The organism is Bacillus cereus group sp. BceL062, from assembly GCF_051780025.1.
GTDB classification, from domain to species: Bacteria; Bacillota; Bacilli; order Bacillales; family Bacillaceae_G; genus Bacillus_A; species Bacillus_A toyonensis.
Window position 1 is genome coordinate 201,209 of the sequence record NZ_JBPWGY010000001.1, and the last position, 26,295, is coordinate 227,503.

Consider the following 26,295-nt stretch of genomic DNA (forward strand, 5'->3'; position numbering starts at 1 on the left):
TAGAAATTTTTAAATTATTGATATAATCAATTTGTAGAATTGATTATTGGTTAATTTTACTATTTTTAAATTTTAAGGGGGATTTAATAATGGCAGGGCAAATTCGTATGTCACCAGAGGAGCTTAAATCAAAAGCGACTCGATATGGACAAGGTGCAAATCAAATTGAGGACATTTTACGTCAGCTACAAAACTTACAAAATGAATTAAGAGGAGAATGGGAAGGTCGTGCTTTTGAAGGTTTTGACCAACAGTTCAATCAATTAAAACCAAAAGTACAAAACTTCGCACAGCTATTACAAGAAATTAATATGCAGCTTAATAAAACTGCAGAGGCTGTTGCTAGACATGACGAAGATCTTTCTCGTAATTTCGGTCTACAATAAGACAGATAAAAAGAAATATATAATTTAGCCATGCAACCATACGTTGTATGGCTAAATTACTTTAAAACTAGAGTAAGATACGAAGTCTTTCAATTAATAGACTTGCGGTCGCAGGAGTGATAAGTAGTGAAAAAGTTCAGATGGAGCATCTTGTTGTTTATTATTTTAGCTCTTGTACTATCAACAGGGGTCTCCTATTTAGCATTAAATCAAAATGTTAAGAAAGCTAATGAGAATACTACACCAAAAATGACAGTTGCGTTGGTAAATGAAGATCAGGGCACTGTATTTGAGGGCAATAAAATAGCGTTTGGAGATCAATTTGTTAAAAATGTAAATAAAAATACGAAACAAGAATGGTACGTAGTTAGTCGCGGAGTAGCAGAAAATGGTTTGAAAAATAATAATTACAACATGATGATTGTTATACCAAACGATTTTTCTAGGAAAGCAGTTGCGATTGATTCAGAACTACCAGAGAAATTAACGTTAAACTACAAAGTAAATGCAACTGGGAATAACGATTTGAAAGCTGAGGCTGAGAATACGGCGTCTACAATTTTAGAAGATTTCAATAAGCAAATCATCGACGTTTATTTTGCAAGTATTATCGGTAAGTTGCAAGGTGCACAAGATAATATAGGGAAAATAATTGAAAAAGGAAACGTTCAAACAACTATGTACAAAAAAGATGTACATAGTCCTTTAGCAAATTACACAAATCAATTTAAAACAGTGCAAGATTATACTGGGGTTTCTGTTAATAGTTTTAAAGGATTTCAGGATGTATTAAAAGGTTTCGGTCAAGTGTTAGATGAAGGGAATAAATCTAACAATACTTACTTAGAAGGGTTTAATAACTTCCAAAAAATGCAATCTGATAATAATCTGTTAGCGAATAATTTTACGAGTCAATTTAATCAATACATGAGTGAAATGAATACAGGCGATGTTTTAAAGCAGTTAGGTGCATTAGAATCTGCTAATAAAGTGATTACAAATCAATTTACGCTTTCAGAGAAAGAACCAAATATTTTAGCTGATGCTTCAGCAATTCAAAAACATTTAACAGATGTAAAAAAACAAGTGTCAGAATATGATACAGAACTGGCAGGGAAGTTAGAGAGCGATATTCAAGAGACGGTAATTAAAAAATTAAAGCAATCTATGTCGAACGATGGAAAGCAAGAGATCTTTATAAATACATTAATGAAACAACCAGACGCTCGAATAAAGAAACAAATCGAAAATTTAATTGTAAAATTACCTAGTTTAAACATGGAAGAAATCGTTCAAAGTGATTTGCCAGATACAACGAAATTACAAATGCAAAATGTAATTCAATTTACAAAAAAATATAATAAAGAAAATAATTTTTATTATGATTCTGTAAATAAAATATCTTTAGGAAACGCCATTAAAGAAGTGAAGGATAGTCTTTATAAGGATGGAACTACATTTAGTGATACTGCTAAAGTAATTAAAATGGAATCTCCGCAAATTTTGAAGATAAAGATTCCAGAAGAATTTGAACTAGATGGAAGTACAGGATTCTTACATATTGATGGTGAGGATCGTACAAGTGATTTTCTTCAAAGCGAAGCAGGAGAAATTACAATAGCTCCTCGTAATGAAGGGGATATAAAGATTAGCTTGCATGTGAAGTTAAAAGATCCAAACATCAATATAGATGTTTTCTCTCCTGTAATGTGGCAGTGGGAATTGAGTGGGACTCATAAAAAAGAAACTAGTCCTGAAAAAGAAAAACCTAACAAAGAAGATAAAGGAACACAAACGGAAAATAGCAAGGTGGAAAATGTGGTTCATAAATCACAGTATGGCATAATGCCGTTAGTACACAATGCTCAAACGCCTATTATTCAAAAAACAGAACAGAGTAATAATGGTGACAGTGTAAAGCCTGATGCAGGAGGAAAACCTGATGCAGGAGGAAAACCTGATGCAGGAGGAAAGCCTGATACAGGAGGAAAACCTGATGCAGGAGGAAATCCAGACACAGGAGGAAAACCTGATGCAGGAGGAAAACCTGATGCAGGAGGAAATCCAGACACAGGAGGAAAACCTGATACAGGAGGAAAACCTGATACAGGAGGAAAACCTGATACAGGAGGGAATCCAAACACAGGAGGAAATCCAGACACAGGAGGAAAACCTGATACAGGAGGAAATCCAGACACGGGAGGAAAACCTGACACGGGAGAGAAGCCAGACACTGGGACAGATAACGGTAGCAATTCAAAAGTTATTGAAAGTACGACAAATCAAGTTGTACATCAAAAAACAGAAAAATTAACAGATAATACATCTAATGTATTAATTAAAGAAGCAGTAGATACAGTTGAAAGTTATCAAAGTTTAATTAGTTTATACGAAATGTATTATGGGATTGATTTAAGAACGCAAGATGTAGGTCCTAAACTAGAAGAGGGAAGTTTAGATGCAATTGCAACTGAACAATCTTTGTACTACGTATTAAATAAACAAAGCTTAATTGATTTAATTTCAAACCTAGTTTCATCAGGTATTACGGCAGAAGTTAAGCAAGATATGACAGGTTTAAAGCAAAAAATAGACTCTTATCAACAATTCATTACGAGTGCGGATCAAAATTCAATGTTACTAGCAGAGAAATTAAATGTAACGACGCAACAAGCAACTAGTATGAATGAAAATTTAGGGGAATATTTAAAAGGTTTAGCGAAATGGCGTGAGAGTAGCTTAAAGCTAGTTGAAGAACAGCAAGTGCTAACAACAAATAATACTGGTGAGCAAACAGCTGTTTTATCGTTAGATTCTGGTATTAAATCATTAATGTCACAAAGTCAATCATTGGTCGAGAGTTCGAAGCATAGTTTAGCAACTTCAGACGATGTTTATAAAACATTTGATCAAATTAATGGACAAGCAAAAGAAATTCAAGACAGCGGAACGACAATTGTTTCAAAAGCTGATTCATTATTAAATGACTTTACGAAGAAAATGGACGATGATAAAACATTCTCCAAAAACTTTACTAAAATTTTGGCTAATAGCCGAATTGGTGATCGCCAAAATGAAATGTTATATCAATTTTTATCTAGTCCAGTTCAGAAACAAAATGATGGAGTCATTGTAGCTGGTAATGCTTTTACACCATATTTAATCGTATTAACTTGTTTTATTGTTGCGCTATTTACAGCATACGCAATTGCGAATCAAGAAAAGAAACGAACGCAATTAGATCATTTTGAAGAGAAATTCTCATTAATTGATATGAATGTACCAACTACAGTAGTAGCATTCGGTATATCAATTGTGGAAGGAATTAGTATAGGTATCATTTCTGGACGTCTTTTACAGTTTGGTCAGGATCAAAGTTTACTATGGATTGCGTTTATCACAATCATTATGATGGCGTTTGTATTGGTTTCAACATATTTATTGCGACAAATAAAAATGGTAGGGATGTTTATCCTATTAGTATTTTTAAGTATGTACCTATTTTTAACTGAAGCAGTTGGAAGTAAAGTAGATCAAATGTCATCAGTTGGAAAGGTACGTCAATTTTCACCACTTCAGTATATAGAAAGTTTTCTAAATGATTTTATTAGCGGTAAAGATACGGGGAAAGTTATTTTTATCGTATTGTTTGTAATTGCCATTATAGGGTTAGTTAGTAATCTATTTGTATGGCATAAGAAATGGGAGGAAAAAGAAGTAAATGATCAAACAATGGAGCATAGTGGCTAAGTTATCATTTCTCTCTATCCTTTTACTGTTTGTCGCGCTACCGATAAGGAGCGCGGCGGACAGTTATCTTGGTGATGATGGGAAGATTAAGTTTAAAGTAGATCGAATTGAAGAAAGCGACCAAGAAAAAAATAAAGAAGAACATAAGGAAACAGAATTAGATAAAGCATCAATTGAGTTATTTAGCAAAGACATAGAAGAAGAAATTCAGAAAAAGAAAAAGAAAGAACAAAAAGATATGGAAGCTTTACGAGATTCTCTTTTTATAAAACAAAAAGAAAATAATAGTGTGAAAGATATGAAAAATAGTTTGTTTAGCAGTGAATACGTTGTGAGAAAAAGTGCAGATGAAGTAGCGAGTAATGAAACAATGAACGAAAAGCCAATTGGTACAACAATCATATTATTATTTGGTGGTGGCATTGTACTTATTTGCATCGGTATTTATACGGTTCTTCGCAAAAGTTGGAGGTAAAGTAATGGCGATACAAACGCATATTAATGTAACGGTAGATTTTAGTAAATGGAATGGAAATACATATGATTTACGTATTCCGAATCATCAATCTATTAAATATTTATTGAAAAATTTATTAGATACGCTAAATGTGGATAATCATGAAGGTTCACATTTTGTAATTAAAGTAAAGAATAAGTCAATTGTTTTAACAGATAATGATCGTTTAATCGATCACCAAATAACAAATGGAGATATTTTACAAGTTTTATAAAAAAATTTTTTTACTTATATTTATTTGAAAATAAGTTATTACGGGTTATAAAGAAAAGGAGAAGAGGATAAACATGACGGAAAAAATAATTCAAATTGATGCAATGAACTATCAATTTCAAATAGAAAAAGAAAATTGGAAATTGGAGATGACCAAATCTCAAACACGTATAAAAGACTTCCGTCAATTCGATATAATTACGGGCGTATCATCTGAATTTGTACCATTAACAATAGAAGAAACGGATGATATGTTTACGTTTCTATATCAATTAGATAAAAAATTATATAAGTGGGACAATCTTAGCCGTTTTGGAAGAAATGAGAAATTAAGACTACTTCGAAATGTTGCGCAGTTTCGTAAATATTTAAATAAAAGAATCACGTTCTTTTTACATCCAGACAATATAGTTTTTAATGCTAATTTAATGCCAAGTATTATACATAGAGGAATTCGAGATATTGTTCCACCAACCCCGTTGTTAGAAGAGCAATTTTTAACACAATATAAGTGTCTAATTATCGCTTTATTCTCCCAAAAGCACAATTTTGATGATTTGTATGCTGGGTTACTAAAAGATGCAAAAGAAACAACATTTGAACAGACAGTTTCTCAAATGGAAAGTATAGATGCATTACTGCAATTTCTTGATGACAGCTTTGAGAAGGAACAAACAAAAACAGAAAAAAATATGCAGTTAGTACATAAAAAGAGCTACAAATCATTTAAATATTTAGCTTTTTCCTTCATAGCGGCGACAGTTGTTTTAGCTGCTCCTTTAATATATTTCACTTTTATAAAAATTCCTTATCAAAATAAATTATTAGAAGCAAATGCGAATTTTATAGCAACTGATTATGACAAAGTAATTACGCAATTAAATGAAGAAGAATTTGAATCATTACCAATTGCATCTAAATATGAGTTAGCATTTGCATACATTACAGCTGAAAAAATGCCTGAAAATCAAAAGAAGGCGGTTATGAAAAACATTAGTTTGAAAAGTGATGAAAAGTATTTACTTTATTGGATGTATAACGGAAAAGGTGATTTTGATAAATCATTAGATTTAGCTAAAACCCTTGATGATCCGCAGCTTATTATGTACGGCCTTCTTCAACAAATGGATGCGTTGAAAAATAATCCGGACTTGTCAGGAGAAGAGCGTGATCAAAAGAAAAAAACATATGAACAACAATTAGATGAATATGAAAAGAAATATGGCAATACATCCAGCGATAAAAATTTGTCGGACACAGAGAAAAAAGAGTAAGAAAGCACTTGATGAGACAGTTGAAAAGGAGCAGTGAACACGCATGGAGCAACTATTAGTATTGACTTATGGAGACAAAATATATAAGTGCACATTACATCCAACTGAGCAATCAATAGTGTCGATTGGAAAAGAGTGGACAAATGATATTACGAATCCAAGTTTAGAACAAGAAGTAGAGTTAAAGTGGAATAATGAAGTAAACGCTTGGATGATACAAAATCAATTAATAGAATTCAATAAGGAATTTGAGATTGGAAAAACGAAAGATGTGAGCTTGAAAATCTTTATATCTATTGTTGGCACAACTAAAGTGTTTGATATCGGAACAAAGCATTCTCTTACATTCAGTCAAAACAGTTATGATGATATTTCTATTACCGGTAGTAGTGTAGATATAATGCTATCTCGTGAAACGCTGCACGATTCATTTAAAGTGAACGTATACGACGGGGAAGTATTTCATAATTATACAAGGCTAAAAGATAGCGCTATGTTAGAAGCAGGAGACCAATTATATTTTGATGGCGTTTTAGTGGAGATAGGCAGTGAAGATATTCAAGTATTGTCTTCAGAAGATAAAGTGAAATCTACGTTACCTATTTTAGTAGAATCAGAAACGAATTATCAAAGTGGTTATCCAGACTATCATCGTTCACCACGTATTATTTACCGTGAACCAGAAGAGAAAATGACAATTGCAAAACCTTCAAGCATGCCGTCAAAACCGACTGAGCATTTGGCGAGAATTATTGCACCTGCCCTTGTCATGATTGTCGTAACAGTATTACTTGCTATCTTTATGAAATATGGAATGTTTATTATCGCATCCATTGCAATGACATTAGTAACGATCATTGTTTCTGTCACATCTTATATAAAAAATTTAAAGCAATATAAAATCGACATCGTTGAACGTGATAAAAGCTATAGAGAGTATATAAAACAAAAAACGAAAGATTTACATGCAGAAAGTGAAAAACAGCGTCATGCATTACATTATCATAATCCAAATGTTGAGGTTATACGTAATATGGCTGTTCAAGTAAATCCACGTATTTATGAAAAAACAATGCAACATCATGATTTCTTAACATTTAGCGTTGGTACAGGGCAAGCTAATACGAGTTTTGAAATTCAGTTTAATGAAGAAGAATTTAGTCAAACGAAAGATGAATTAATTGATATAGCACGTGAACTAAGACAACGTTATCTTTCATTGGAAGATGTACCAGTTGTAACAGATTTAATGAATGGACCAGTGGGTTATATTGGGCAACGCTCTTTAGTGTTAGAGCAATTACAATTATTAGTTGCACAAACGGCGCTATTCCATAGTTATTATGACTTGCAGTTTATTACTATTTTTCCTGAAGAAGAAAAAGAAAAATGGGATTGGATGCGCTGGTTACCTCATGGAAGTGTTCGCGATATAAATGTACGTGGATTTGTATATCATGATCGTAGTCGTGATCAAGTGTTAAATAGTTTATATCAAATATTGAAAGAACGAAAATTAAAACTAGACGAAAAGAGTTCAACTAATGAAAAAATGTATTTTGCACCGCACTATGTCGTTCTCATTACAGATGAAAAACTAATACTAGACCATGTTGTTATGGAATTCTTTAATGATGATCCGAGTCAATTAGGTGTATCACTTGTTTTCGTACAAGATGTTATGCAAAGTTTACCGGAACACGTGAAAACGGTAATAGATATAAGAGATGCAAAGCAAGGAAACATCATATTAGAACAAGGAGAGCTTGTTAACCGTCAATTTAAACTAAATCACGTACCGAAAGGTTTCAATTTAGAAGATGTTTCACGAGCGCTAGCACCGTTAAATCATTTGCAAAACTTAAAAAATAGTATTCCAGAAAGCGTAACATTTTTAGAAATGTACGGTGTTGAAAAAATAAAAGAACTGAATATCACAAAGCGCTGGGAGAAAAATGCAGCACATAAATCTTTAGCTGTGCCACTTGGATTACGTGGTAAAGAAGATATCGTAAACTTAAACTTACATGAAAAAGCTCACGGGCCACACGGCTTAATAGCAGGTACAACCGGTTCAGGTAAGTCGGAAATTATACAATCGTATATTTTATCTCTAGCAGTCAATTTCCATCCTTACGAAGTTGCCTTTTTACTAATTGACTATAAAGGTGGCGGTATGGCGAATTTATTTAAAAACTTACCGCATTTATTAGGAACAATTACAAACTTAGATGGAGCACAAAGTATGAGAGCGCTCGCATCAATTAAAGCCGAATTACAAAAAAGACAACGATTATTTGGAGAAAATGATGTCAACCATATTAATCAGTATCAAAAACTGTATAAAGAAGGCTTAGTAAGTGAACCAATGCCACATCTATTTTTAATTAGTGATGAATTCGCGGAATTGAAGTCAGAACAACCAGAATTTATGAAAGAGTTAGTTTCAACAGCTCGTATCGGTCGTTCGCTCGGAATTCATTTAATTTTAGCTACTCAAAAACCGAGTGGTGTTGTAGATGATCAAATTTGGAGTAACTCGAAATTCAAACTAGCACTAAAAGTTCAAAATACGTCGGATAGTAATGAAATTTTAAAAACACCAGATGCTGCTGAAATTACATTACCTGGACGTGCTTACTTACAAGTTGGGAATAATGAAATTTATGAACTATTCCAATCGGCTTGGAGCGGAGCAGACTATGTAGAAAACAAAGAGGATAAAGAACATTTAGACGCAACAATCTATGCAATAAATGATCTAGGACAATATGAAATATTAAGTGAAGATTTAAGTGGACTTGGTAGTAGTAAAGAAGTAATAAGCGTACCATCTGAACTGGATGCTGTTATTGACTACATTCATGATTACGCAGAAGTAAATGAAATTGAAGCGTTAGCTAGACCGTGGTTACCACCACTTCCAGAAAGCGTATATTTACAAGACTTACACGCTATTCAGTTCAAAGAAGCATGGACGAAAGAAAAGAAACCATTAAAAGCAACAGTTGGTCTACTAGATCAGCCTGAATTACAATCACAAACATCATTAACATTAGATATTAGTAAAGACGGACACGTAGCAGTCTTCTCAAGCCCAGGTTACGGAAAATCAACATTCTTACAATCAGTCATTATGGATGTAGCTCGTCAGCATAGTCCGGAGCATTTGCATGTGTATTTAGTGGACCTTGGAACAAATGGTCTTCTACCTTTAAAAGGATTACCTCATGTAGCGGATACGATTACAATTGACGAATCAGAAAAATGTTTAAAGTTTGTTGAAAGATTAACTCAAGAAATGAAAAATCGTAAACGACTATTAAGTGAATATGACGTTGCGAGTATTGAAATGTATGAAAAGGCAAGTGGGAAAGAAATACCACATATTATTATTGCAATCGATAATTATGATGCAGTAAAAGAAGCAAAATTCTATGAGAGCTTTGAAATGCTAATTATGCAAATTGTCCGAGATGGTGCTAGTTTAGGAATTCATACTTTAATAAGTGCAGGACGACAAAACGCACTTAGAATTCAATTGTACAATAATATTAAAATCCAAACTTGTCTATATATGATTGATCAGAGTGAAGTAGCTAGTATTGTAGGGAGATCTGATATAAAAGTGGAAGAAACAGCAGGAAGAGCGTTAATAAAATTAGAATCTCCTACATTATTCCAGGCTGCATTACCTACGAAAGCAGAAGATGAACTACAACAAATTCAATTATTACAACAAGAAGCAAATGATATGGATCGAGAATGGGATGGAGAACGTCCGAAGGCAATTCCAATGATGCCAGAAGTGATTGATATTGCTACGTATCGTAAAAATAAAGACGTTACAAAAGCTCTACAAGCAGGAAGAATTCCAATGGGGCTTGATTTTGCAAATGTAGAAGTTGTAGCTCATGATATTGCGGTGAATGATCATTTAATGATTTATAGTGTAGATGATAGTATGAGAAAACAAATTGTATCTAGCATCCTATCTCAATTGAATAAAGATTATTTTGAAGGTGTGACGTTAGTGGATACAGCAGAGTATAGTTTCGTTCAATATAAAGATAATGTGACGCATTACATTGTAGACGAAAATGAAATCAATATGCATGCGAAGTATTGGATGGAAGTAATTCGAGAACGAGCTCTTGAATTAGCGCAAGCAAGACAAGAAGGTAAAGAAATTCCTGCATTCACAAAACAACTCATTATCATGACAAATGTTGAAGAGTTTAGCAAATTTGTTTATTTAGAAATGGAGGATGCAGCAACTTTAATTGATCTATCTCGTACAGTAGGTATTTACTTTGTATTAGCAGGTCACCACGACTACATGGACCGAAATCGTGAATCTCTACCTATGAAAATGAGAAGTAAACTAACAGCAGCAATTATCGCAATGCCATTAAATGATCAAAGTATCTTCAACATAAAATATATAAGCAACGAAGCGCCATTAGGTAAAGATGAAGTGTATTACTACCAAAAAGGGAACATAATGAAACTAAAAATGCCTAGAGTAACTAACGAGGTGACAGTATGAAATTAAAGAAGAAAGCTAAGGTGATGATAGTCGTGTCAATAGTGGCAAGTTTATTAAGTGGATGTGGTTTTGGAGAGACAAAGATAGAGTATGAGAGATTAGTAAAGGCGTTGGATGAAGGGGACATGAAGACTGTTATGTCTGCGAGTAATGATGGGTATGCGTATGTGAAACAAAGAGGTATATATAGTACATATGAACAAAAGGAAGATGGAGAGCATAGAAAAACAATCTATCAAACTTCGGAAGGGATATATAATACGAAAGATAAAAGTTTATATGGAAGTACAACACAAGCGGTTACTTCAGCAGTAGACAGCAAAGATAATAAAAAAGAAGGTGTTTATCGTACCAATATTATGTATAAAAATGGACAGGTGAAAAGTCCGGATTCAAATCTGGATGTTTCATACGTAAACTTAATTGTTGATCGTTTAAAAGGAATAGGGAAACTAAAGATGAAGCCCGGAGATGATATAAAAAAGTTTGATCAACCTAGTACAGTTGGATATAAACTAAATGAATCAGAGTTTCAGAGTATTGTTAATGATAAGTTGAAAATACAATATGATGAATATGATGGTGGATCGATTGTACTGCATATAGATTCTAAAGATGGTTCAGAGCAGATATTGGAGGTAAGTATTGTAATAAATTATAAGAAGCGAAATGATGAAGGTAAGTTAGTAGAATATATATCACAAATACACACATATTTTGATAGTCAAAAAGGTAATAATCAAGATGCAAAAAAAAAATATATAGATTACAGAGCACAGGATAAAAATAATAAGTAATTAGGAGTGAGTAATATGAGTAAGGATGTGAAGCAAGATAAAGAAATAATAGAGGATATAGAGGTAAGAGAGATAAATTCTGATTGGGGGAAATTGGAGCTAGCTGGAAAGGATATTTATGACTTTAAAGCTGGTAAAGAACCGTATAACCAACTAAGTCAAAAAAATAAAAAGACATTACAGGATAAATTTAACGCAGATTTTATAGATGATAAAGTTGATGAAAATACAGGATTTGCTGCATACGCTTTTAAAGATAGGTCTACAGGAGAAATTGTAATAACATATGTAGGAACGGAAGATGCAACGGATGCAATAACAGATGGTGAAATTGGGGGACATAATATAACAGGTGCAAATAAAATAATGTTAGGTAATTTGGAACACGATTTTACAGTTAGACAGTATGATCAAGGAGAAGAATTTTATTTGAAGGTTAAACATGATAACCCTTCTGCCAAAATTAGTGTAACAGGGCATTCATTAGGTGGTGGTATAGCTAATACTGTATCGTTAAGACACCAAGAAGATAATATTGAAACATTAACATTAAATCCAGCGCCTGTATTAAACCGAGATGTTGATAAATTTGGTAATGGGTTTGATATGAAAAATGTTCGGAATATCATTAATCAGAATGATCCACTACATATTGGGATAAAGGCAGCAGACTTCACACTTCCGGGAAGAATGTATAAAATTCCGAATCAAGCAGGACACTCATATGCTTTTACAGTAAAGGATTATGATGAGAATGGACATCTAATATGGATTGATAAACTAGCAAGTGATAACGATACGGGGTGGGATATTATCCCAGGGTTTATGGAGTTTTCTCAATCTGCTGGGGCTATATACACAGGAACTATACATGATGTATTTCATAGAAAAGTTTCTATAGAAGAAGAAAAGGTAGCTGGAACTGCAATTAATTTGATACTAAATGCAACGCCAATTTCTAGTATTATAGGTGGAATATTAGGTTGCTCGGACATTGTACAAGGCAGCAAGGAGCTTGAAAAGCTAAGAGAAAAAGTTCAAGAAGGTTTTTCAAGATTAAATACAAAGTATGAAAGACTAAAATCTCAAATTACAGCAGAAGCAATCCAATTTAGTATAATGGTTACAGTTGAAATAAAAGGAGCGGTAGATATCGCTGTAGAATGGATTGAAACAACTTTAGCGAAATGTAAGGAAAAAGTTTTAGAAGTATTAGAGTCTGTATTTAATACTGCTATAAATTTTTTAGCTGGAAGTGTTGTAGTATATTTAGCTACAAGTGAAATTTTAGAAATTGCAAAAGAAGTTGCAGCTTCTTACGTGCAAGATTTACTAGATTTGTTTAAAGGAGATTTTGTAGTTGATACAAATGTAGCTGCAATTGTATCTGAACATATATTAAGTCATCGTCACTCATTGTTAAATCTCTTTATGAATGATAACAGTAGGGGGATAAACCGTTCTTTATTAGGTGAAATTGCTAGAGATGTGAAGGAGTTATCGAAAGATTTAAAGCAATTAAACGACGATGTTTCAGAAGCGGTATTTTCTATGTTTGCAAAAGATGAAGAATTAGGGGCAGTTTCATATTATTAAAACTCCAAGTTTATAAATTTAAAAGAGAGGGGAATGAAGGTGGATTTACATACAATAATGTCAAGAGTTCATAGTACATTTCCAGCTAGTGGTGGACGAGAACAAATTATAAACGTTGTAGTGCAATTGGAAAAAGCAGCTGCATCTTTAACAGGGGATATTAGAAGGTTAGAGAGTAGTATTGATAGTACATTACAAGGAAAAACACGTGAGGCATTTATTGATCGTATTCGTCAATTAGAGAAAAAAAGACAAAAAATAGAAGAGAAAATTAGCGTACTAAAAGGGACAGTGAATTAATATGAAAGACTATATGGATAAAGTATTACCTTTAGGAAGTGTTGTGAGATTGGGTCTTAAAGAAGAGGAAGATGTGGAGTATGTAATCACTACGAGAGGTTTATTACTTGATGAAAACACATTCTATGATTATGGCGGAGTGTTGCATCCAGTGGGTTTAACCGAAAAGACGTATAAATTATTTAACCACGCGGATATTGCAGAGGTTAAATTTGAAGGGTATCGAAATAAAATTGAAGGTCAATTCGCAGCTAAGTTTAAAATGTGGCGGAATGAGTTTGTTGAAAAAGTAATTGAAAAAAATAAAAAGCAACAACAAGCACAAGAGTTAGAAATAAAGGGGAAAAAATAAATTTAAAAGGAAATAAGCTTTCCTCTTCCAAAATGGAAAGAGGAAAGCTTATTTTGATTGAATAAGGGTGTCAGTATGAAGTTCAAGAAGAAAGCTAAGATGATGATAGTTCTGTCAATAGTATCAAGTTTATTAAGTGGATGTGGTTTTGGGGAGACGAAGATAGAGTATGAGAGATTAGTAAAGGCATTGGATGAAGGTGATATGAAGACGGTTATGTCTGCGAGTGATGATGGGTATGCTTATGTGAAAGAGAGAAGCATATATGGGATTTTTGAGGAAAAAGAAGACGGTACTCATAGTAAAACAATCTATCAAACAACAGAGGGGATTTATAATACGATTGAGAAAAAATTATTTGGAGAAACAACGGAGGAAATAGCTACAAATATTAAAAATGAAAAAGAAAAGGCGGATATTAGTAATTACAAAGAAGAAGAAATTTATCATACTAATATTATGTATGAAGGTGGGGAAGTGAAGACGGTAAAAACAGCATTTGATGTGTCCGCTGTTAAATTAATTATGGATCGCTTACAGGGAATAAAAGATTTAAAACCGTCAGAAGATACAAAAGGATTCGATGAACCGAATATTGTTAGTTATAGTCTAACAGAATCTCAGTTTCAACAAGTACTAAACGATAAATTAAAGTTAGAATATGATGAATTTATTGGTAGCTCAATTGGATTGCACTTTAATGCTATAAAAGATTCAAAGAAAGGATCTATGGGACTATTAGAAATAAGAATAGCTGTAAGTGTAAAGAAAGAAAATGTTTTAAAACAACAGCAAATATTTGTAAGCTTTAATGATAAAAAAAGTAATAATAAAATAAAAGAAGACTATTTGAACTATCAAAGACATTTTAATTATGTAGGTGATTAATGTGACCAAAAGATTAATTAATAAAATAATTATTATGATGGTAGTAATGATTCTATTAGGTGCGTGTAGTTTTGGTGAAAAAAAGATAGATTATGAGCCGTTTGTCAAAGCTTTGGATGAAGGGGATATGAGAAAGGCTATGTCTGCGAGTGATGATGGATATGCTTATGTGAAAGAGCGGATTGTTGATTTTACTATAGAAACAAATGGTGATGAAAACCATTATAATACGCTATATCAAACAACTGAAGGTATATATAATTTGAAAGAAAAATTGTTATATGGAATAACGTCTCAAAAAATAACAAGTAAAACAAAAGATATAAAGGATAGGCATAAGGATATTAATTATAAAGAAGAAGAAAAATATAATACCAACTTTATGTATAAAAACGGAAAAGTTCAAGGTTCGGATTCAAATTTAGATATTTCTCCTGTGAAATTGATATTTAATAGATTACAAGGTGTAGGGAATTTAAAACTGAAAGCAGATGGTAATAGAAAAAAATTTAATGAACCAAATTCAGTTGGATTTACTTTAACAGAAGCACAATTTCAAGAAATAATTAATGATAAATTAAAATTGCAATATAATAAATTTGAAAATGCATCAATTGTACTTAACTTTAACGATTCAATAGACAATGAAAAACACCCAATGCAAATAACAGAATTAACAATTTCAATTGAATATGAGAAGAAAAATGATGAAGGTAAAATGTTAACACATAGTCAGCAAATATATGTGTATTTTAGTAGTGAAAAAGATAATAATCAAGAAGCTACGAAAGAGTATGTAAATTGTAAAAAGAAATATGAAAATAATAAATGATTAAGTAAGTGAATGAAAGACCGAAAGTTGAGGAGGTTTTAGGTGATGCAATTACTTCTAATTGTATCATGATGGAATATTTATAGAGATTAGTGTGGTGAATGTTTAATAATTATTTCTAGTTGTATTGGAGAGAATTAGAGCATAAAAATGCAGCCCCAATTGCTAGACTATATGTAACAATTGGGGCCATTAATCTGTCTAAATTTAGCTTGAATACATTAACATATTTTAGTTAGAGTCATCGCTTCACAAGTAGTTTCTCCATCTTCTTCATAACGGTATGAAATTTTTGTATAATTTGCTTTTATTGCTAAGTGACAACTATTTCCGTATATAGAGTAGCTCTTATTATCGGTACATCGTCCACATTCCAATATCTTTAAACCCTAGTCGTTTATAAATACGTCCAGCTGCTGGATTGTTATAAAACAAACAAAGTGTTCGGCCTTCTTTCGTAAAGTCTTGAATCATTTTTTGCAATATAAGCGAAGCATATCCATTTCCGCGGTAGTTCGGATGCGTACATACGCCAACAACCATGGCAGATAATGAATTTTCAGCGGAAGTTGAGGCGGATGCGAAGCCTGATGAGGTTTTATCTATGAGTGACCACTCTTTTGGTTATTCGTTTAGGAAAATTATAGAGGTTACAGACTTGTGAGTCAATAACTATTCAGTTTGAACTTGTGAGGTAGTCCAGAAAGTTAGACTAATAGATTTACCTAGCTCGTTTGTGAATAACCAACAATAAAGCCCTTGAGTTAGGGTTCTCGAATTTAATGCTAATCAGTGATCTAGGTAGGTTCGGGGAGTTTTTTTTTGCAAATCATGAAGGTATGGAAAATATAGTTTATTGAGGTTGTTTATGTTATAGTGTTATAGGTAGATTTATTGATTTAAGGGGGTGTAACCATGACAGTGATATATGAAATGGATCGCAAATCAATTATTCAAGAAAAAAAGGATAGGTTAAAGTGGCAAATGAACAAAAGAAAGCGAACGGGTAGATTGGCTATGTTCGTTGCTTTTGTTTGTATTGTAGTTATTCCGGTAGCTTTATATATGTTCCCAGAAAATATTTTTCCATATGGGTCCCGTTCTTTTATCCCATTATATTCTTTTATTAGTGTTATTTATGGAATGGTATTTTTAGCATTTCCTATTCTAAGACCATCAACTGATTACATGACTGAATTACTAGAGTTAGAAAATGAATTAGATTTATTAGCTATCTCTGATTCTTCATTAGAGGAAAGATCCGAAAAACTCTTTAAACATCATCATCTTGAATTAAAAAGATATTATGATGAGAATCTTAAGCAAAGTTCATGGATATTTTTAGTTGGTATAGCATGTATAGTTATTGGATTTGCAATAATTGGGATAACTTTGTACTTCTTAATTGCTAATCTCTCTAATGAGCTAGAAAATAAAATAATTGTAGCTTCAGTAGGAGCTGTAGGAGCAATACTATCTAACTTTATTGCTGTAATTTACTTAAAAATGCATTCCGAGGCAGTAAAAGCCTTAACGGAGTTTCATAATCGATTTGTAAACACTCATCATTTCTACTTTAGTAACTTCTTACTATCTAAGATTCAGAATGAGGATAAGAGAGAAGACGCACTTGTTGATCTGGCTTTGAAGATTAATGGTATTTCTCCAAAGGCTCCGGCTCAGGGGGAAGAAAATAAATAGGTATTAGCTAAACACTGTTTGAATCTAAGCAGTGTTTTTTCTATGGAGTTAGTGCCTTAGTAAGTAGTTGATACTCTGTTGATAAGCTGGGGAGGTAAGGCTCTTAAGCTATATTGTTAACGCAATAATTTGATTATAAGTAATTATGAGGGAGAAGCTTAGAGGGGGTTTTCATGAAATTTCATTAACATACCTGGAATATTGGTATAAACTAGTAATAAGTAAGGAGGAGAAACATGGCTATTGAAATTGATCTGTTTGAATTTCCGACTAAAGAAGAGATGCTACCACTACTACAAGAAAGCCCACTTTACAATTATAAAATCCAGAGTGATTCATTTAATTGGACTAACAAAGAACTTTTTTGGTTTGATAAATTAGACCATCAGATTTTTACAATTGAGCTTGCTAGCTCGTTAAACAAAAGAATCTTTCAGTTAAACTTGGGTTATGCATATCTTTTATATTATTCGAATCGAGGTATTTCAGATGGAGAATATCTATTCCTAAATAACCTTACGGATGAAGATTGGACAAATAAGATACACTTTGATCAGAATATTGATAGCGTATTTCAAAAAGCTTTCACTGCTTTAGATTTGTTAGCTCATTTGTTATTTGCATGCTTTGGATTGAAAACTGAGAGGGAAAAGGAGAGAAAGCTTATAAGAATTAATAAAAGCTTTCACAATGCAATGTCTCAGATTAAGTTTATAGATAGAGAATTATATAATAAGTTAGAGGGAATTAGAGGAGCGAGAGAATTCCGAGAAGCCTCGAAAGTGAGGAATGATATAGTACATAATCAACCACCGTATGAGAAGTGGAATCAAAAAGTAAAACACTCAAATGGAACTGAATCAATGGTAACTAAATATACGCCATCTAAAAGGTTACTAGAAATTGCGCAAGGTTTACTTAAATGTATAAAACGAATATTTATAATAATTGAGGATAATTTGAATAAGAAAATAGCTTGCTCATAAAGAACAGTTACATTGTTTTACCTTAGTAGAAACCTATTAACCATTGAATTAGCAAATTAGACTGCTATATAGGTTGATACTCTATAGTATTGCTCCACAGTAGGTAATTACGAGGCAAATACTGAGAGGGGAGGATGCTTAGATTGTCTACGTAATTACCTTGAGAGGTAAAACCCCCACCTCGAGGGGGTCACTTTTCAGTACATCAACATAGGAACTTTAAAGTTATAAAAACATAACTATTCAGTTGTACCTGAGAATGCAAACTTTCCTTAGATTATACCCTGCTAGGTACTGCTCCAATTGTGTTACCTCGTCAAACCTATAGCTAACAGTGATTGCATAAGTATTGCTGGATAGAAATAGCTTAGTAGAAACACTTGCAAGGTTACAAACTGTATATTAGCTGTTCGAAAATTCACCTTTATACGCTAACTTATACAGTAATACCTATACGGTATTTTATGCAGCAGCTACTTGTGAGATAGACTACGTAGTTATACCAATGTATCCCAGCTCATTAGATACCCTCTACTTACTATCAATTAGTTTACATAATTAATGCTATAGGAAGTAATCGTTTAGGTTACATCTATGAGGCAGCAACTATAGAACTGAACTCTTAAACCATCCTCTGAGCTACACATAGAGAGGTGATACTGGGCTAGTCTTACCCCGTAAGTCCTTTGTTTATTCTTGCTTACGATACTGTACTCGCAGAGATAGCTTCTATATAGACAGCCTCTCGTAGGCTCTATATTGTCCTGTATGAGTAGGGAGCTATATGGCTAGTGCTATTATCTCTATATGTATACCACTACGTCGGTTAGTAACTACTGTGCTGTTCCTATCGAGCAGGGCATATAGTATCCGTTCTCACTGTGTATGCCTTAGTGATGGCTGTATTAGTGTATGCCATGTGTATTACTCGTTAGTATACTACATAGTGTGTGCTATGAGAGGGGTGTATTGTTTCCCTGAGTAGCTGTGCCTCCTCGGGTATAGCCAAGCAGTATTTAGACTCCTTAGGTACTTACCTCGGTAGGGGTACCTTACTTTTATAACCATAGGGGTAGGTACGCACGTACGCATGTAGCCATCCAGAGAAAATATACATACAGAAAATCAGCTCCCAGTTAGTTGCCAGTGAGCCAGCCGCCCTAGGGTTTTCCCTAGTACATTATGTACCAATCAGTTTCCACCACCTCCTCAGGTTTTCTAAAAAGTTTTCTCCCGACATCGAGCCTTCTCACTAGCGCACTATCTACAAGGACATATATTCTGAGTATTACTTAGGTATTACTTTTTTTAGTATTAATGGATATTATTGTATTTTAGGTAGGGGTGACATATAATTAAAATAAACGAAGGGGGAATATTCATGAGTAACGTAAAAATAACTAATGAGGTAATCAGTCTGAAAGATAAGCGTGATAGTTTAGTTGACAAGGTGGAGGTACTTAGCAAAGTAAAAGAATTATTGTTACCACCCGAGTTGGAAATGGCTACTCTTCAACAGGTTGCAGATTTTTACGATGTATCAAATAAAGAGATAATTAATCTACTTGAATCTCACAAGGATGAAATTGTTTCAGATGGGTGCATGCTCATGAAGGGAAACAAGATAAGCTCCTTCTTTCCAGAAAGTAAAAGAAGAGGATCATATACGGTAACATCGAGAAATGGAGAGAAGTATACATACTCTAACAACGAGAGCAGATTATTTCCTAAGAGAGCTATCCTCAGAGTAGGAATGCTATTACGTGACTCTGAAGTTGCCAAAAAGGTTCGTGCTCGGCTATTGAATACTGAAGAGAGCGCAGCACAATTATATGTAAATGGATTAGTACTGTGTGGATTATCGTGGAGTTGCCTACTAATGAAGCCATTTACTAATCAAGAACAGGTCAGACAAGGGGTATAGTTATTGCACTTAAGGTTACACTTGTATAGCGTATCTCAAGGGTAGTTTTAAGAGCGTTCCCTGTAAGAACGTGTAATAAAGGAGTAGACCTCTTCAGTCTAACTCCTTATATCTAACTATCTATAAAGTAATTATTCTTTATCGTGTTTGTTCCACATGTCCAACTTGCCATCTTCGAATCTCAGCATAGCAAAATCTATATTGCCTTCACCTTTGTAGATTATGGTTTCTATATAGCCCTCCTTTTTGTAGAGTTCACCTACACCGCCAATCAACTGAGCTACCTCCTCACGAGTCATATCATCTTCAAGGGCTTCAAACTCTCCCTCATTTATGTACCCCTGAGATGGCTTGTAGTCCTCAAATGGTGCCTTCGTAGTAATTTCTTCTTCCTGTGAGCAGGCAGTTAATAAGCCGATACTTATAAATAAGGCTCCTAATCCAAAGTGTTTAACCATATAAAATCCCCCTGGGTTTATTCTATTCGTTCTCATAGTTGTCCTATCAATATCACTTATTGGACGTACTCTATAAGTTCTTTACAAGACCAGCTTTAACAGTGAAGATCAACGATCTCCCTTTAAAATAATTCCAACAGATTATTTATACAGCGTTCTCTATTAGTTTTCCATCTCATTAGAGCACTATTGCTATTAAACTAATGAGTTTAGATCTGATAGTTAACCAATCAGAATAACTCCTGGAGAAAGAAAAAAGAACTCTAGAGATCAATCTATAGATTAACTAATTAGAATAACCTATAGTCATAGCTCAGTAAGAAAAAAATAAAGGGCTACTGAGGAGGCCTAAAGAGAAGTACTAACTGGTAAACCAGTAGTTATAACTCTTTAGTTATTCTAATTAGTTATCCTTCTCTAGGTTTTAGGTATTTAAATATTTAAATATTTAAAAACAAAGGACTATATGAGATAGCCTAGTTAGTAATACCTTAGAGTATTTCTAATTAGATCCTTCTCTGTAGTCCTTTAATTATTTAAGAACTTAAAACAAGAACTATAGGAGCTGGGAACTAATTAGTTATTCTCTAGAGTAAGGTCTATAAAGATTTACCTTCTCTGTACAGAGATAGACAAGCCTTTATAGTATTACCCCTAGAGTATCTACCTCTAGTAGTCCTTTTAAATATTTAAATCTTTACTAACAGGTATTCTAATTAGTTTTCTCTGTATATCTTTGCCTCTCTAGGTTCTTCTCTATAGGTTAGCCTTTAGAGTATATTTGCATAGAGCTAGATGAACTAGTCCGACTTCTAGGTAAACCTAGTGGTACCAATGGTTGTAGCTGTTTATAGGTAGCGAAAATAGCACCGGAGTGACAGAAAAGGCACAACTTTAGGAGGGGTTTCTGAGGAGGGTGCAGGGAATGAATTGCTATATAAAGATAGTAACTATCGAGGTGATCTACCAGAAGGACAAGCGTGATAGTTTAATTGGACGAGTGGGAGTGCTAGGGAGAGTTAATCGTTCATTGTTGTTACCTGAGGAGGGTAGCTCTTTTGTTCGTTCTCAAGAGGTATATCTTGTGTCTTATTTTGAAACGTAATTCAATAGGAGGAGTTAACCTTTTGAGATGAGATATTGTCTGGCTAGTACTACTATATATATGAAGCAATTAATGAGGGGACTACCCCATAGTAGTACTACTTTATATATGAAGCAATTAATGAGGGTTGTTGCTTTTAGTTCATTCTCCCCCTTGAGTGAGCTAGAAGGAGTAACATTTGTACCTCCTATACAAGTTCTCCAAACCATAGTGGCAAGTTCATTATCATCTCTCCAGGTGATTAATATTCCAGCTGAGTTTATCTTGGCTGGCTCCTTTTTTACTATGGTTATATCAATACCGATATAACAACTAAAGAGTTACCCTATACAGATAACACGAAGAGGAGGAACTACAATGTATCAAGTTGACTTAGAAAGCCTAACAAGACGCCACGATATTTCGCTTACTGAGTTAGCAGAACTATCAGGGATTAGACAGCCTAACCTATCTCGGATTAAACGGAGAAGGAAAGCTAGTCTAGGTAGCATCATGAGAATTGCTAAGGCGTTAAACATTGAGGATCTAAACGAGATAGTAAAGACTCAAGAGTAACAAAGGAGCCAGTACAAATAAGATAAACAGGGAGAGGATGATAATGAGAAAGGAATACACAGTGAGAATGCTAAAGAGAGAGCTTGATAACAAGCTAGAGCTGATGAAGTTGGACTACGAGTCGAAACTAAGGGATATGAAAGTGGAGCAACACTTACAAGTAATGAAGACTAGGGAGGTGGCACGATGAAGCGATACCTAAACTACATCATCCTGTGGAGAAGGTAAACAAGATGAGCATATCCGACTCATAAAGGATACTTACAGACAAGTATATGACTCAGGTATTACTTACCTAATTAGTATCGACTGTACAGAAGTAAGCGAGGGAGAATATACACTGTTAAGACAAAAATATATGGAGGTGATCTAATGGATAAGCAATGGAGTGACTACCTAGACTGGCGTACTCAGAGAGGTTACATGGGACTTTCTACAGAGGAGCAATACAATGAGTTCTTAACTGAGGTAGGAGAGTCCGCAGAGAATGAGAAGCTATCTAGAATCGAAGTTAAGGGACTTGAGGAACTGTTTGAGGACGTAACTGTCAAGGAGAACGTACAAGTAACGTTTGATGCTATTAAGATGATCGCTACAGTAGGTGGAGAGATCACTTACACTGACATGGCAAATCTAACGGGATACAACTTGAGAACGGTAAAACGCCACGTAGAAGAGTTGGTCTCGAAGGGTTACCTCCATATCAAACGAGGGGCACATGTTAACTCGTACTACATTGGCAATGATATGAGAGCGACCAACAAGCCTAAGAAAAATGTCCGTTTCGTAGAGACGTTCGAGTATGCTAACGGGATTGAGGACGTTACTAAAGGGGTTACTATCAAGGATGGTATTGGTGAAATCCACGTAACAGTGTATAACATTGAGGAGATGCTGGAGAGAACTTCTCAGTTTATGAGAGAGGTAGGCTGTCTTTATCAACATGGTAATGATGTGAAAAAGGTGAGCTAGTAAACAACTAAAAGGGAGAGATGGAGAGAATGACAAATAACTTACAGGTATTCGACAATGGATTAGGTGAACTAAGAGTTACCGAGAAGGATAACCAAGTGTGGTTCGTAGCTAAGGATGTATGTGACGTATTAGAAATCCAAAACACATCAGATGCACTAAAAAGACTAGATGAGGACGAACGGGCTAGTTTCAATCTAGGTCGTCAAGGTAACGCTAATGTAATCAACGAGAGCGGACTCTATAGCTTAATCTTAGCTAGCCGTAAACCTCAAGCGAAAGCCTTCAAAAAGTGGATTACATCAGAGGTACTACCGAGTATCCGTAGAGACGGTGGCTACATGGTTACACACGAGGAAGAGTCAGAGGAGGATCTAATGGCTAGAGCGCTTATCTTAGCTCAGAAGACACTACAGAGGAAGACTGAGAAGTTGAAGCAAGTAGAGCGACAACTAATCGAACAGGCTCCTGCTATCGAGTACCACGACAAAGTGTTGTCTATTGAGGGCTACGCTACAGTGACAGATACAGCGAAGGCACTCGGTATCAGATCCGCTCAGATGCTCAACAAGATGTTGCTACAGAAGAAGATAGTCTTCATGAGTAAGAAAGGTGACTACTTGCACACTGCCAAGTACAACTACATGAGGGAACAAGGAATGATTAACTACAAGGCACTCGAAAAGAAACGACTACAATTGCTTATCAGCGAGACAGGAAAGAAAGAGATAGCTAAACTACTAGGTATCATCGAGCAGTAACCCCTACCCAATTGCTTCGCTAGGCTCACCCACCCCGAGCCGACTTTATATAATTCCCAAACTAAACCATAACCCAAAGGAGAGATTATTATGATGAACTCATTAAGAAACTTATTCGCAGGTAACACAAAGGTAAAAACTATCGAGGCAGCACAGAAGGAAATCGATAAGTTACAAGTTCAAGAGAAGGAACTACAAGGTCAACTATCAGAGGCACAAGCAGGACACGCTAAAGTAGGACAAGCGTTACTAATCGTGGAAGCTAGCTTGATTATTGACGAGACAGATAAGACTGCCTTAGCTTCTCAAAAGAAGGCACAAGCTAAGTTAGAAACACTTGCTAAACAGATCGAGTCTACACAAGGGAAGCTATCAGAGGTTAGTTCTAAGAAGCAAGCAGCAGTGCAAGAAATGTATCGCTCTTGTGGTGAAGTAGCTCGTAAGCGTAACATTAAAATCGAACGAGACAGATATGTTGCTTGGGGATTCAACAGAGCGTTTAATATTGAGGATTACACATTCCAGTTAGCTGTAGAGAATGAACGACATATGGATTTAGGTATGGAATACGGACTAGGTTCACTCGAAGAGAGAGACCCACAAAGCCCTAACTGGATTGCTCCTCATACTGAAGATTGGAATTTCCTTGCTAAGTTAGGGCAAGAGGATCTTGCTGAGGGGGAAGCTCAAGCGATGGCAATCCGTAAAGAAATACAGGAAGCTATCAAGGGAGTATTTGATAAGCATGACATTAAGCTCCAAGCACAAACATTAAACAACCTATCTCGTATCTAATCAAGAAGGATAACCAAATAGAGTTGAATACTTGGGTTACTTGCTTGCTGAAGCTCATAGAGGTGGAGAGCGGTAACCCAGTAGATTGACTCCACCAGACATCTATATGAAGGCTAGACAGTCACCGCTCAGAGGGTGGCTTTTACTATAACAACTGAATCGAAGGAGGTACACATGAAGATACAACAGTTTAAAGAGAGTGGCCAACTAGTAGAGTCCTTTTCGGCGGACTCACAGGGCGACCTAATCAAAGACGCAGAGTTATTCTCCACAGGTACACACAGAGGTAGGAACTACACAGAGTCAGACTTACGGGCGCTTGCTGAATCATTTAACCACGAGGAGATCGTACCAGTCCAACTAGACCATTCAACCTCTGTCAGGGACACCGTGGGTTTCCTGGAGAGTGTAACTGTCAAAGGCAACAAGCTAATGGGAAAACTAAGAATCGTAGAGGAAGACATCAAGAAGAGAGTAGCTAACAAGCTAGCTAAAAAGGTTTCAATCTCCTTTTACACCGACTCCATAGGTAACCCTACAAGACTACGAGAGGTATCGATTGTAGCATTCCCCCAATTGAAAGGCGCTCTGATGTTCAACGAGCAGGCAACATTATCCCCACGTAAGCAAGAACTCTACAAGAAGGCTATCGAGTTTCAACGTAAGATGCAACAACGAGCTACAATGCTAGTTCAAGTGGAAAAGAATAAGATCAAACTAGAGCAGGCTAGACAAGATGAAGAGTACTATCAGTCCTACATGGAGTCAATCAATGGTAAGCAACCAGCTATCAAGATGACTACAGAAGACGACAAGTACTACAAAGAGTACATGTCTAGCTTAGGCTTAGGACACAGGAGGTTGTAATATGGGTAGATTGCCTTCGCAACTTAAACCTCTTCCAGAAGGACTGAGGGAGTATACCAATGAGATAAGAGACAGGCTCATGAGTGGTGACCTCAACAGAGAATCTGAGGAGATGGCAGCTATCAAGGAGAAGTTACGGAAGGAAGTGAGTATCTGTGGAGCAATCATGAAGAACAAGGTATGTACTACTAAGCCATCTAATGAGATTAATCTCCGTTGTAACTGGCATGGAGGGAAATCTACGGGAGCTAAAACTGAGGAGGGAAAGAAGAAGATGAAAGAAAACTTAGCTAAAGGACGAGCACCTATTCATGGATTGTACCAAAAGGATTTCCTAGCCAACTTAACCGAGGACGAAAAGAACTGGTATAGCGACAACTTAGAGTGGTACAAGGAGAATTACGACTTAGACCCACTAGACATTACCAAGTTAGACCTAGCTCTCATTAACTTCATTAAGAGCTGGAGAAAGAATGGTACATCTATGAAGTATGCGGTTAACGAGAAAGTTAGTATGGTTGACTTTGAGAATAGGGCTGTCAAACTGTTAGACGATTTAGGGTTATCTCGTAAGTTCCGTAAGTCTAAGGAGAATGCTGGTAATCCATCTAACGTAAATATCTACAATCAGTTGTTTGATAATTAATAACTAGTGAGGACGACAACTCTCTAGCCTACTTTGCAGGTAGGCTATTTGGTGCGTTCTCATAACTGAAA

The 26,295-nt window shown here is 34.9% G+C and carries 21 protein-coding genes and 3 pseudogenes; 22 read left to right on the forward strand and 2 right to left on the reverse strand.

What is annotated here, in order from left to right; genetic code table 11:
- The first annotated feature begins 89 nt into the window (after window positions 1-89).
- The 13 genes and pseudogenes from ACS2MN_RS01030 to ACS2MN_RS01090 all read left to right on the forward strand — a co-directional run bounded on the left by ACS2MN_RS01030 (window position 90) and on the right by ACS2MN_RS01090 (window position 15,454).
- The gene (locus tag ACS2MN_RS01030) at window positions 90-386 is read left to right on the forward strand and encodes a WXG100 family type VII secretion target (protein ID WP_000918601.1); all 297 of its coding nucleotides are present in this window, start codon (window positions 90-92) and stop codon (window positions 384-386) included.
- Window positions 387-512: 126 nt separating this feature from the next.
- Window positions 513-4,136 carry a type VII secretion protein EsaA gene (esaA, locus tag ACS2MN_RS01035; RefSeq protein WP_198129694.1) on the forward strand — a complete coding sequence of 1,208 codons (3,624 nt, stop codon included), beginning with the start codon at window positions 513-515 and terminating at the stop codon, window positions 4,134-4,136.
- The gene (gene essA / locus ACS2MN_RS01040) at window positions 4,108-4,611 is read left to right on the forward strand and encodes a type VII secretion protein EssA (protein WP_000595649.1); all 504 of its coding nucleotides are present in this window, start codon (window positions 4,108-4,110) and stop codon (window positions 4,609-4,611) included. Before esaA ends, essA begins: the two co-directional genes overlap by 29 nt.
- A 4-nt stretch (window positions 4,612-4,615) precedes the next feature.
- Entirely contained in the window at window positions 4,616-4,867 is a 252-nt protein-coding gene (locus ACS2MN_RS01045) for an EsaB/YukD family protein (protein ID WP_001007574.1), read from the forward strand.
- Window positions 4,868-4,940: 73 nt separating this feature from the next.
- Entirely contained in the window at window positions 4,941-6,140 is a 1,200-nt protein-coding gene (essB, locus tag ACS2MN_RS01050) for a type VII secretion protein EssB (RefSeq protein WP_198129693.1), read from the forward strand.
- Window positions 6,141-6,183: 43 nt separating this feature from the next.
- Window positions 6,184-6,462 (forward strand): annotated as a pseudogene (locus ACS2MN_RS01055) (FtsK/SpoIIIE N-terminal domain-containing protein); the annotation flags it as partial.
- Window positions 6,460-10,689 (forward strand): annotated as a pseudogene (essC, locus tag ACS2MN_RS01060) (type VII secretion protein EssC); the annotation flags it as partial. The pseudogenes ACS2MN_RS01055 and essC, both read left to right, overlap by 3 nt.
- Window positions 10,686-11,486: a DUF3952 domain-containing protein gene (locus tag ACS2MN_RS01065; protein ID WP_346994288.1), complete on the forward strand. Its 801-nt coding sequence runs from the start codon at window positions 10,686-10,688 to the stop codon at window positions 11,484-11,486. The pseudogene essC and the gene ACS2MN_RS01065, both read left to right, overlap by 4 nt.
- Before the next feature lie 15 nt (window positions 11,487-11,501).
- Complete coding sequence (locus tag ACS2MN_RS01070) at window positions 11,502-13,082, forward strand: lipase family protein (protein WP_000031240.1); 1,581 nt, start codon at window positions 11,502-11,504, stop codon at window positions 13,080-13,082.
- A 39-nt stretch (window positions 13,083-13,121) separates the two neighbouring features.
- The gene (locus ACS2MN_RS01075) at window positions 13,122-13,382 is read left to right on the forward strand and encodes a hypothetical protein (RefSeq protein WP_000363098.1); all 261 of its coding nucleotides are present in this window, start codon (window positions 13,122-13,124) and stop codon (window positions 13,380-13,382) included.
- Window position 13,383: 1 nt separating this feature from the next.
- Complete coding sequence (locus ACS2MN_RS01080; RefSeq protein WP_088056035.1) at window positions 13,384-13,734, forward strand: DUF4176 domain-containing protein; 351 nt, start codon at window positions 13,384-13,386, stop codon at window positions 13,732-13,734.
- A gap of 75 nt (window positions 13,735-13,809) precedes the next feature.
- A complete protein-coding gene (locus ACS2MN_RS01085) occupies window positions 13,810-14,622 on the forward strand; it encodes a DUF3952 domain-containing protein (protein ID WP_088056034.1) in 813 nt (270 codons plus the stop codon).
- 34 nt (window positions 14,623-14,656) lie between these two features.
- Window positions 14,657-15,454 carry a DUF3952 domain-containing protein gene (locus ACS2MN_RS01090; RefSeq protein WP_015000416.1) on the forward strand — a complete coding sequence of 266 codons (798 nt, stop codon included), beginning with the start codon at window positions 14,657-14,659 and terminating at the stop codon, window positions 15,452-15,454.
- A 351-nt stretch (window positions 15,455-15,805) separates the two neighbouring features.
- Here ACS2MN_RS01090 and ACS2MN_RS01095 read toward each other — a convergent pair.
- Window positions 15,806-16,036: pseudogene (locus ACS2MN_RS01095) on the reverse strand (GNAT family N-acetyltransferase); the annotation flags it as partial.
- Between the two features lie 333 nt (window positions 16,037-16,369).
- Between ACS2MN_RS01095 and ACS2MN_RS01100 the strand changes: the two are divergent.
- The 3 genes from ACS2MN_RS01100 (at window position 16,370) to ACS2MN_RS01110 (ending at window position 20,065) form a co-directional block, all read left to right on the forward strand.
- On the forward strand, window positions 16,370-17,155 hold the full coding sequence (locus tag ACS2MN_RS01100; RefSeq protein WP_247610933.1) for a TRADD-N-associated membrane domain-containing protein: 786 nt from the start codon (window positions 16,370-16,372) through the stop codon (window positions 17,153-17,155).
- A 236-nt stretch (window positions 17,156-17,391) separates the two neighbouring features.
- Entirely contained in the window at window positions 17,392-18,141 is a 750-nt protein-coding gene (locus ACS2MN_RS01105) for a Cthe_2314 family HEPN domain-containing protein (RefSeq protein ID WP_098819907.1), read from the forward strand.
- A gap of 1,381 nt (window positions 18,142-19,522) precedes the next feature.
- A complete protein-coding gene (locus tag ACS2MN_RS01110; RefSeq protein WP_346994286.1) occupies window positions 19,523-20,065 on the forward strand; it encodes a hypothetical protein in 543 nt (180 codons plus the stop codon).
- Window positions 20,066-20,196: 131 nt separating this feature from the next.
- Here ACS2MN_RS01110 and ACS2MN_RS01115 read toward each other — a convergent pair whose 3' ends face one another.
- A complete protein-coding gene (locus tag ACS2MN_RS01115; protein WP_346994284.1) occupies window positions 20,197-20,523 on the reverse strand; it encodes a hypothetical protein in 327 nt (108 codons plus the stop codon).
- Between the two features lie 1,462 nt (window positions 20,524-21,985).
- Here ACS2MN_RS01115 and ACS2MN_RS01120 point away from each other — a divergent pair.
- From ACS2MN_RS01120 to ACS2MN_RS01145, 6 genes are all read left to right on the forward strand, one after another.
- Complete coding sequence (locus ACS2MN_RS01120; RefSeq protein ID WP_240380008.1) at window positions 21,986-22,183, forward strand: helix-turn-helix domain-containing protein; 198 nt, start codon at window positions 21,986-21,988, stop codon at window positions 22,181-22,183.
- 372 nt (window positions 22,184-22,555) lie between these two features.
- Window positions 22,556-23,155, forward strand: a complete 600-nt coding sequence (locus tag ACS2MN_RS01125; protein WP_346994283.1) for a winged helix-turn-helix domain-containing protein — start codon at window positions 22,556-22,558, stop codon at window positions 23,153-23,155.
- A 29-nt stretch (window positions 23,156-23,184) separates the two neighbouring features.
- Complete coding sequence (locus ACS2MN_RS01130) at window positions 23,185-23,916, forward strand: BRO family protein (RefSeq protein ID WP_088093147.1); 732 nt, start codon at window positions 23,185-23,187, stop codon at window positions 23,914-23,916.
- Window positions 23,917-24,006: 90 nt separating this feature from the next.
- Window positions 24,007-24,711 carry a hypothetical protein gene (locus ACS2MN_RS01135; protein WP_346994282.1) on the forward strand — a complete coding sequence of 235 codons (705 nt, stop codon included), beginning with the start codon at window positions 24,007-24,009 and terminating at the stop codon, window positions 24,709-24,711.
- 174 nt (window positions 24,712-24,885) lie between these two features.
- Complete coding sequence (locus ACS2MN_RS01140) at window positions 24,886-25,578, forward strand: hypothetical protein (RefSeq protein WP_346994281.1); 693 nt, start codon at window positions 24,886-24,888, stop codon at window positions 25,576-25,578.
- 166 nt (window positions 25,579-25,744) lie between these two features.
- The gene (locus tag ACS2MN_RS01145; RefSeq protein WP_346994280.1) at window positions 25,745-26,224 is read left to right on the forward strand and encodes an HGGxSTG domain-containing protein; all 480 of its coding nucleotides are present in this window, start codon (window positions 25,745-25,747) and stop codon (window positions 26,222-26,224) included.
- Window positions 26,225-26,295 lie beyond the last annotated feature (71 nt).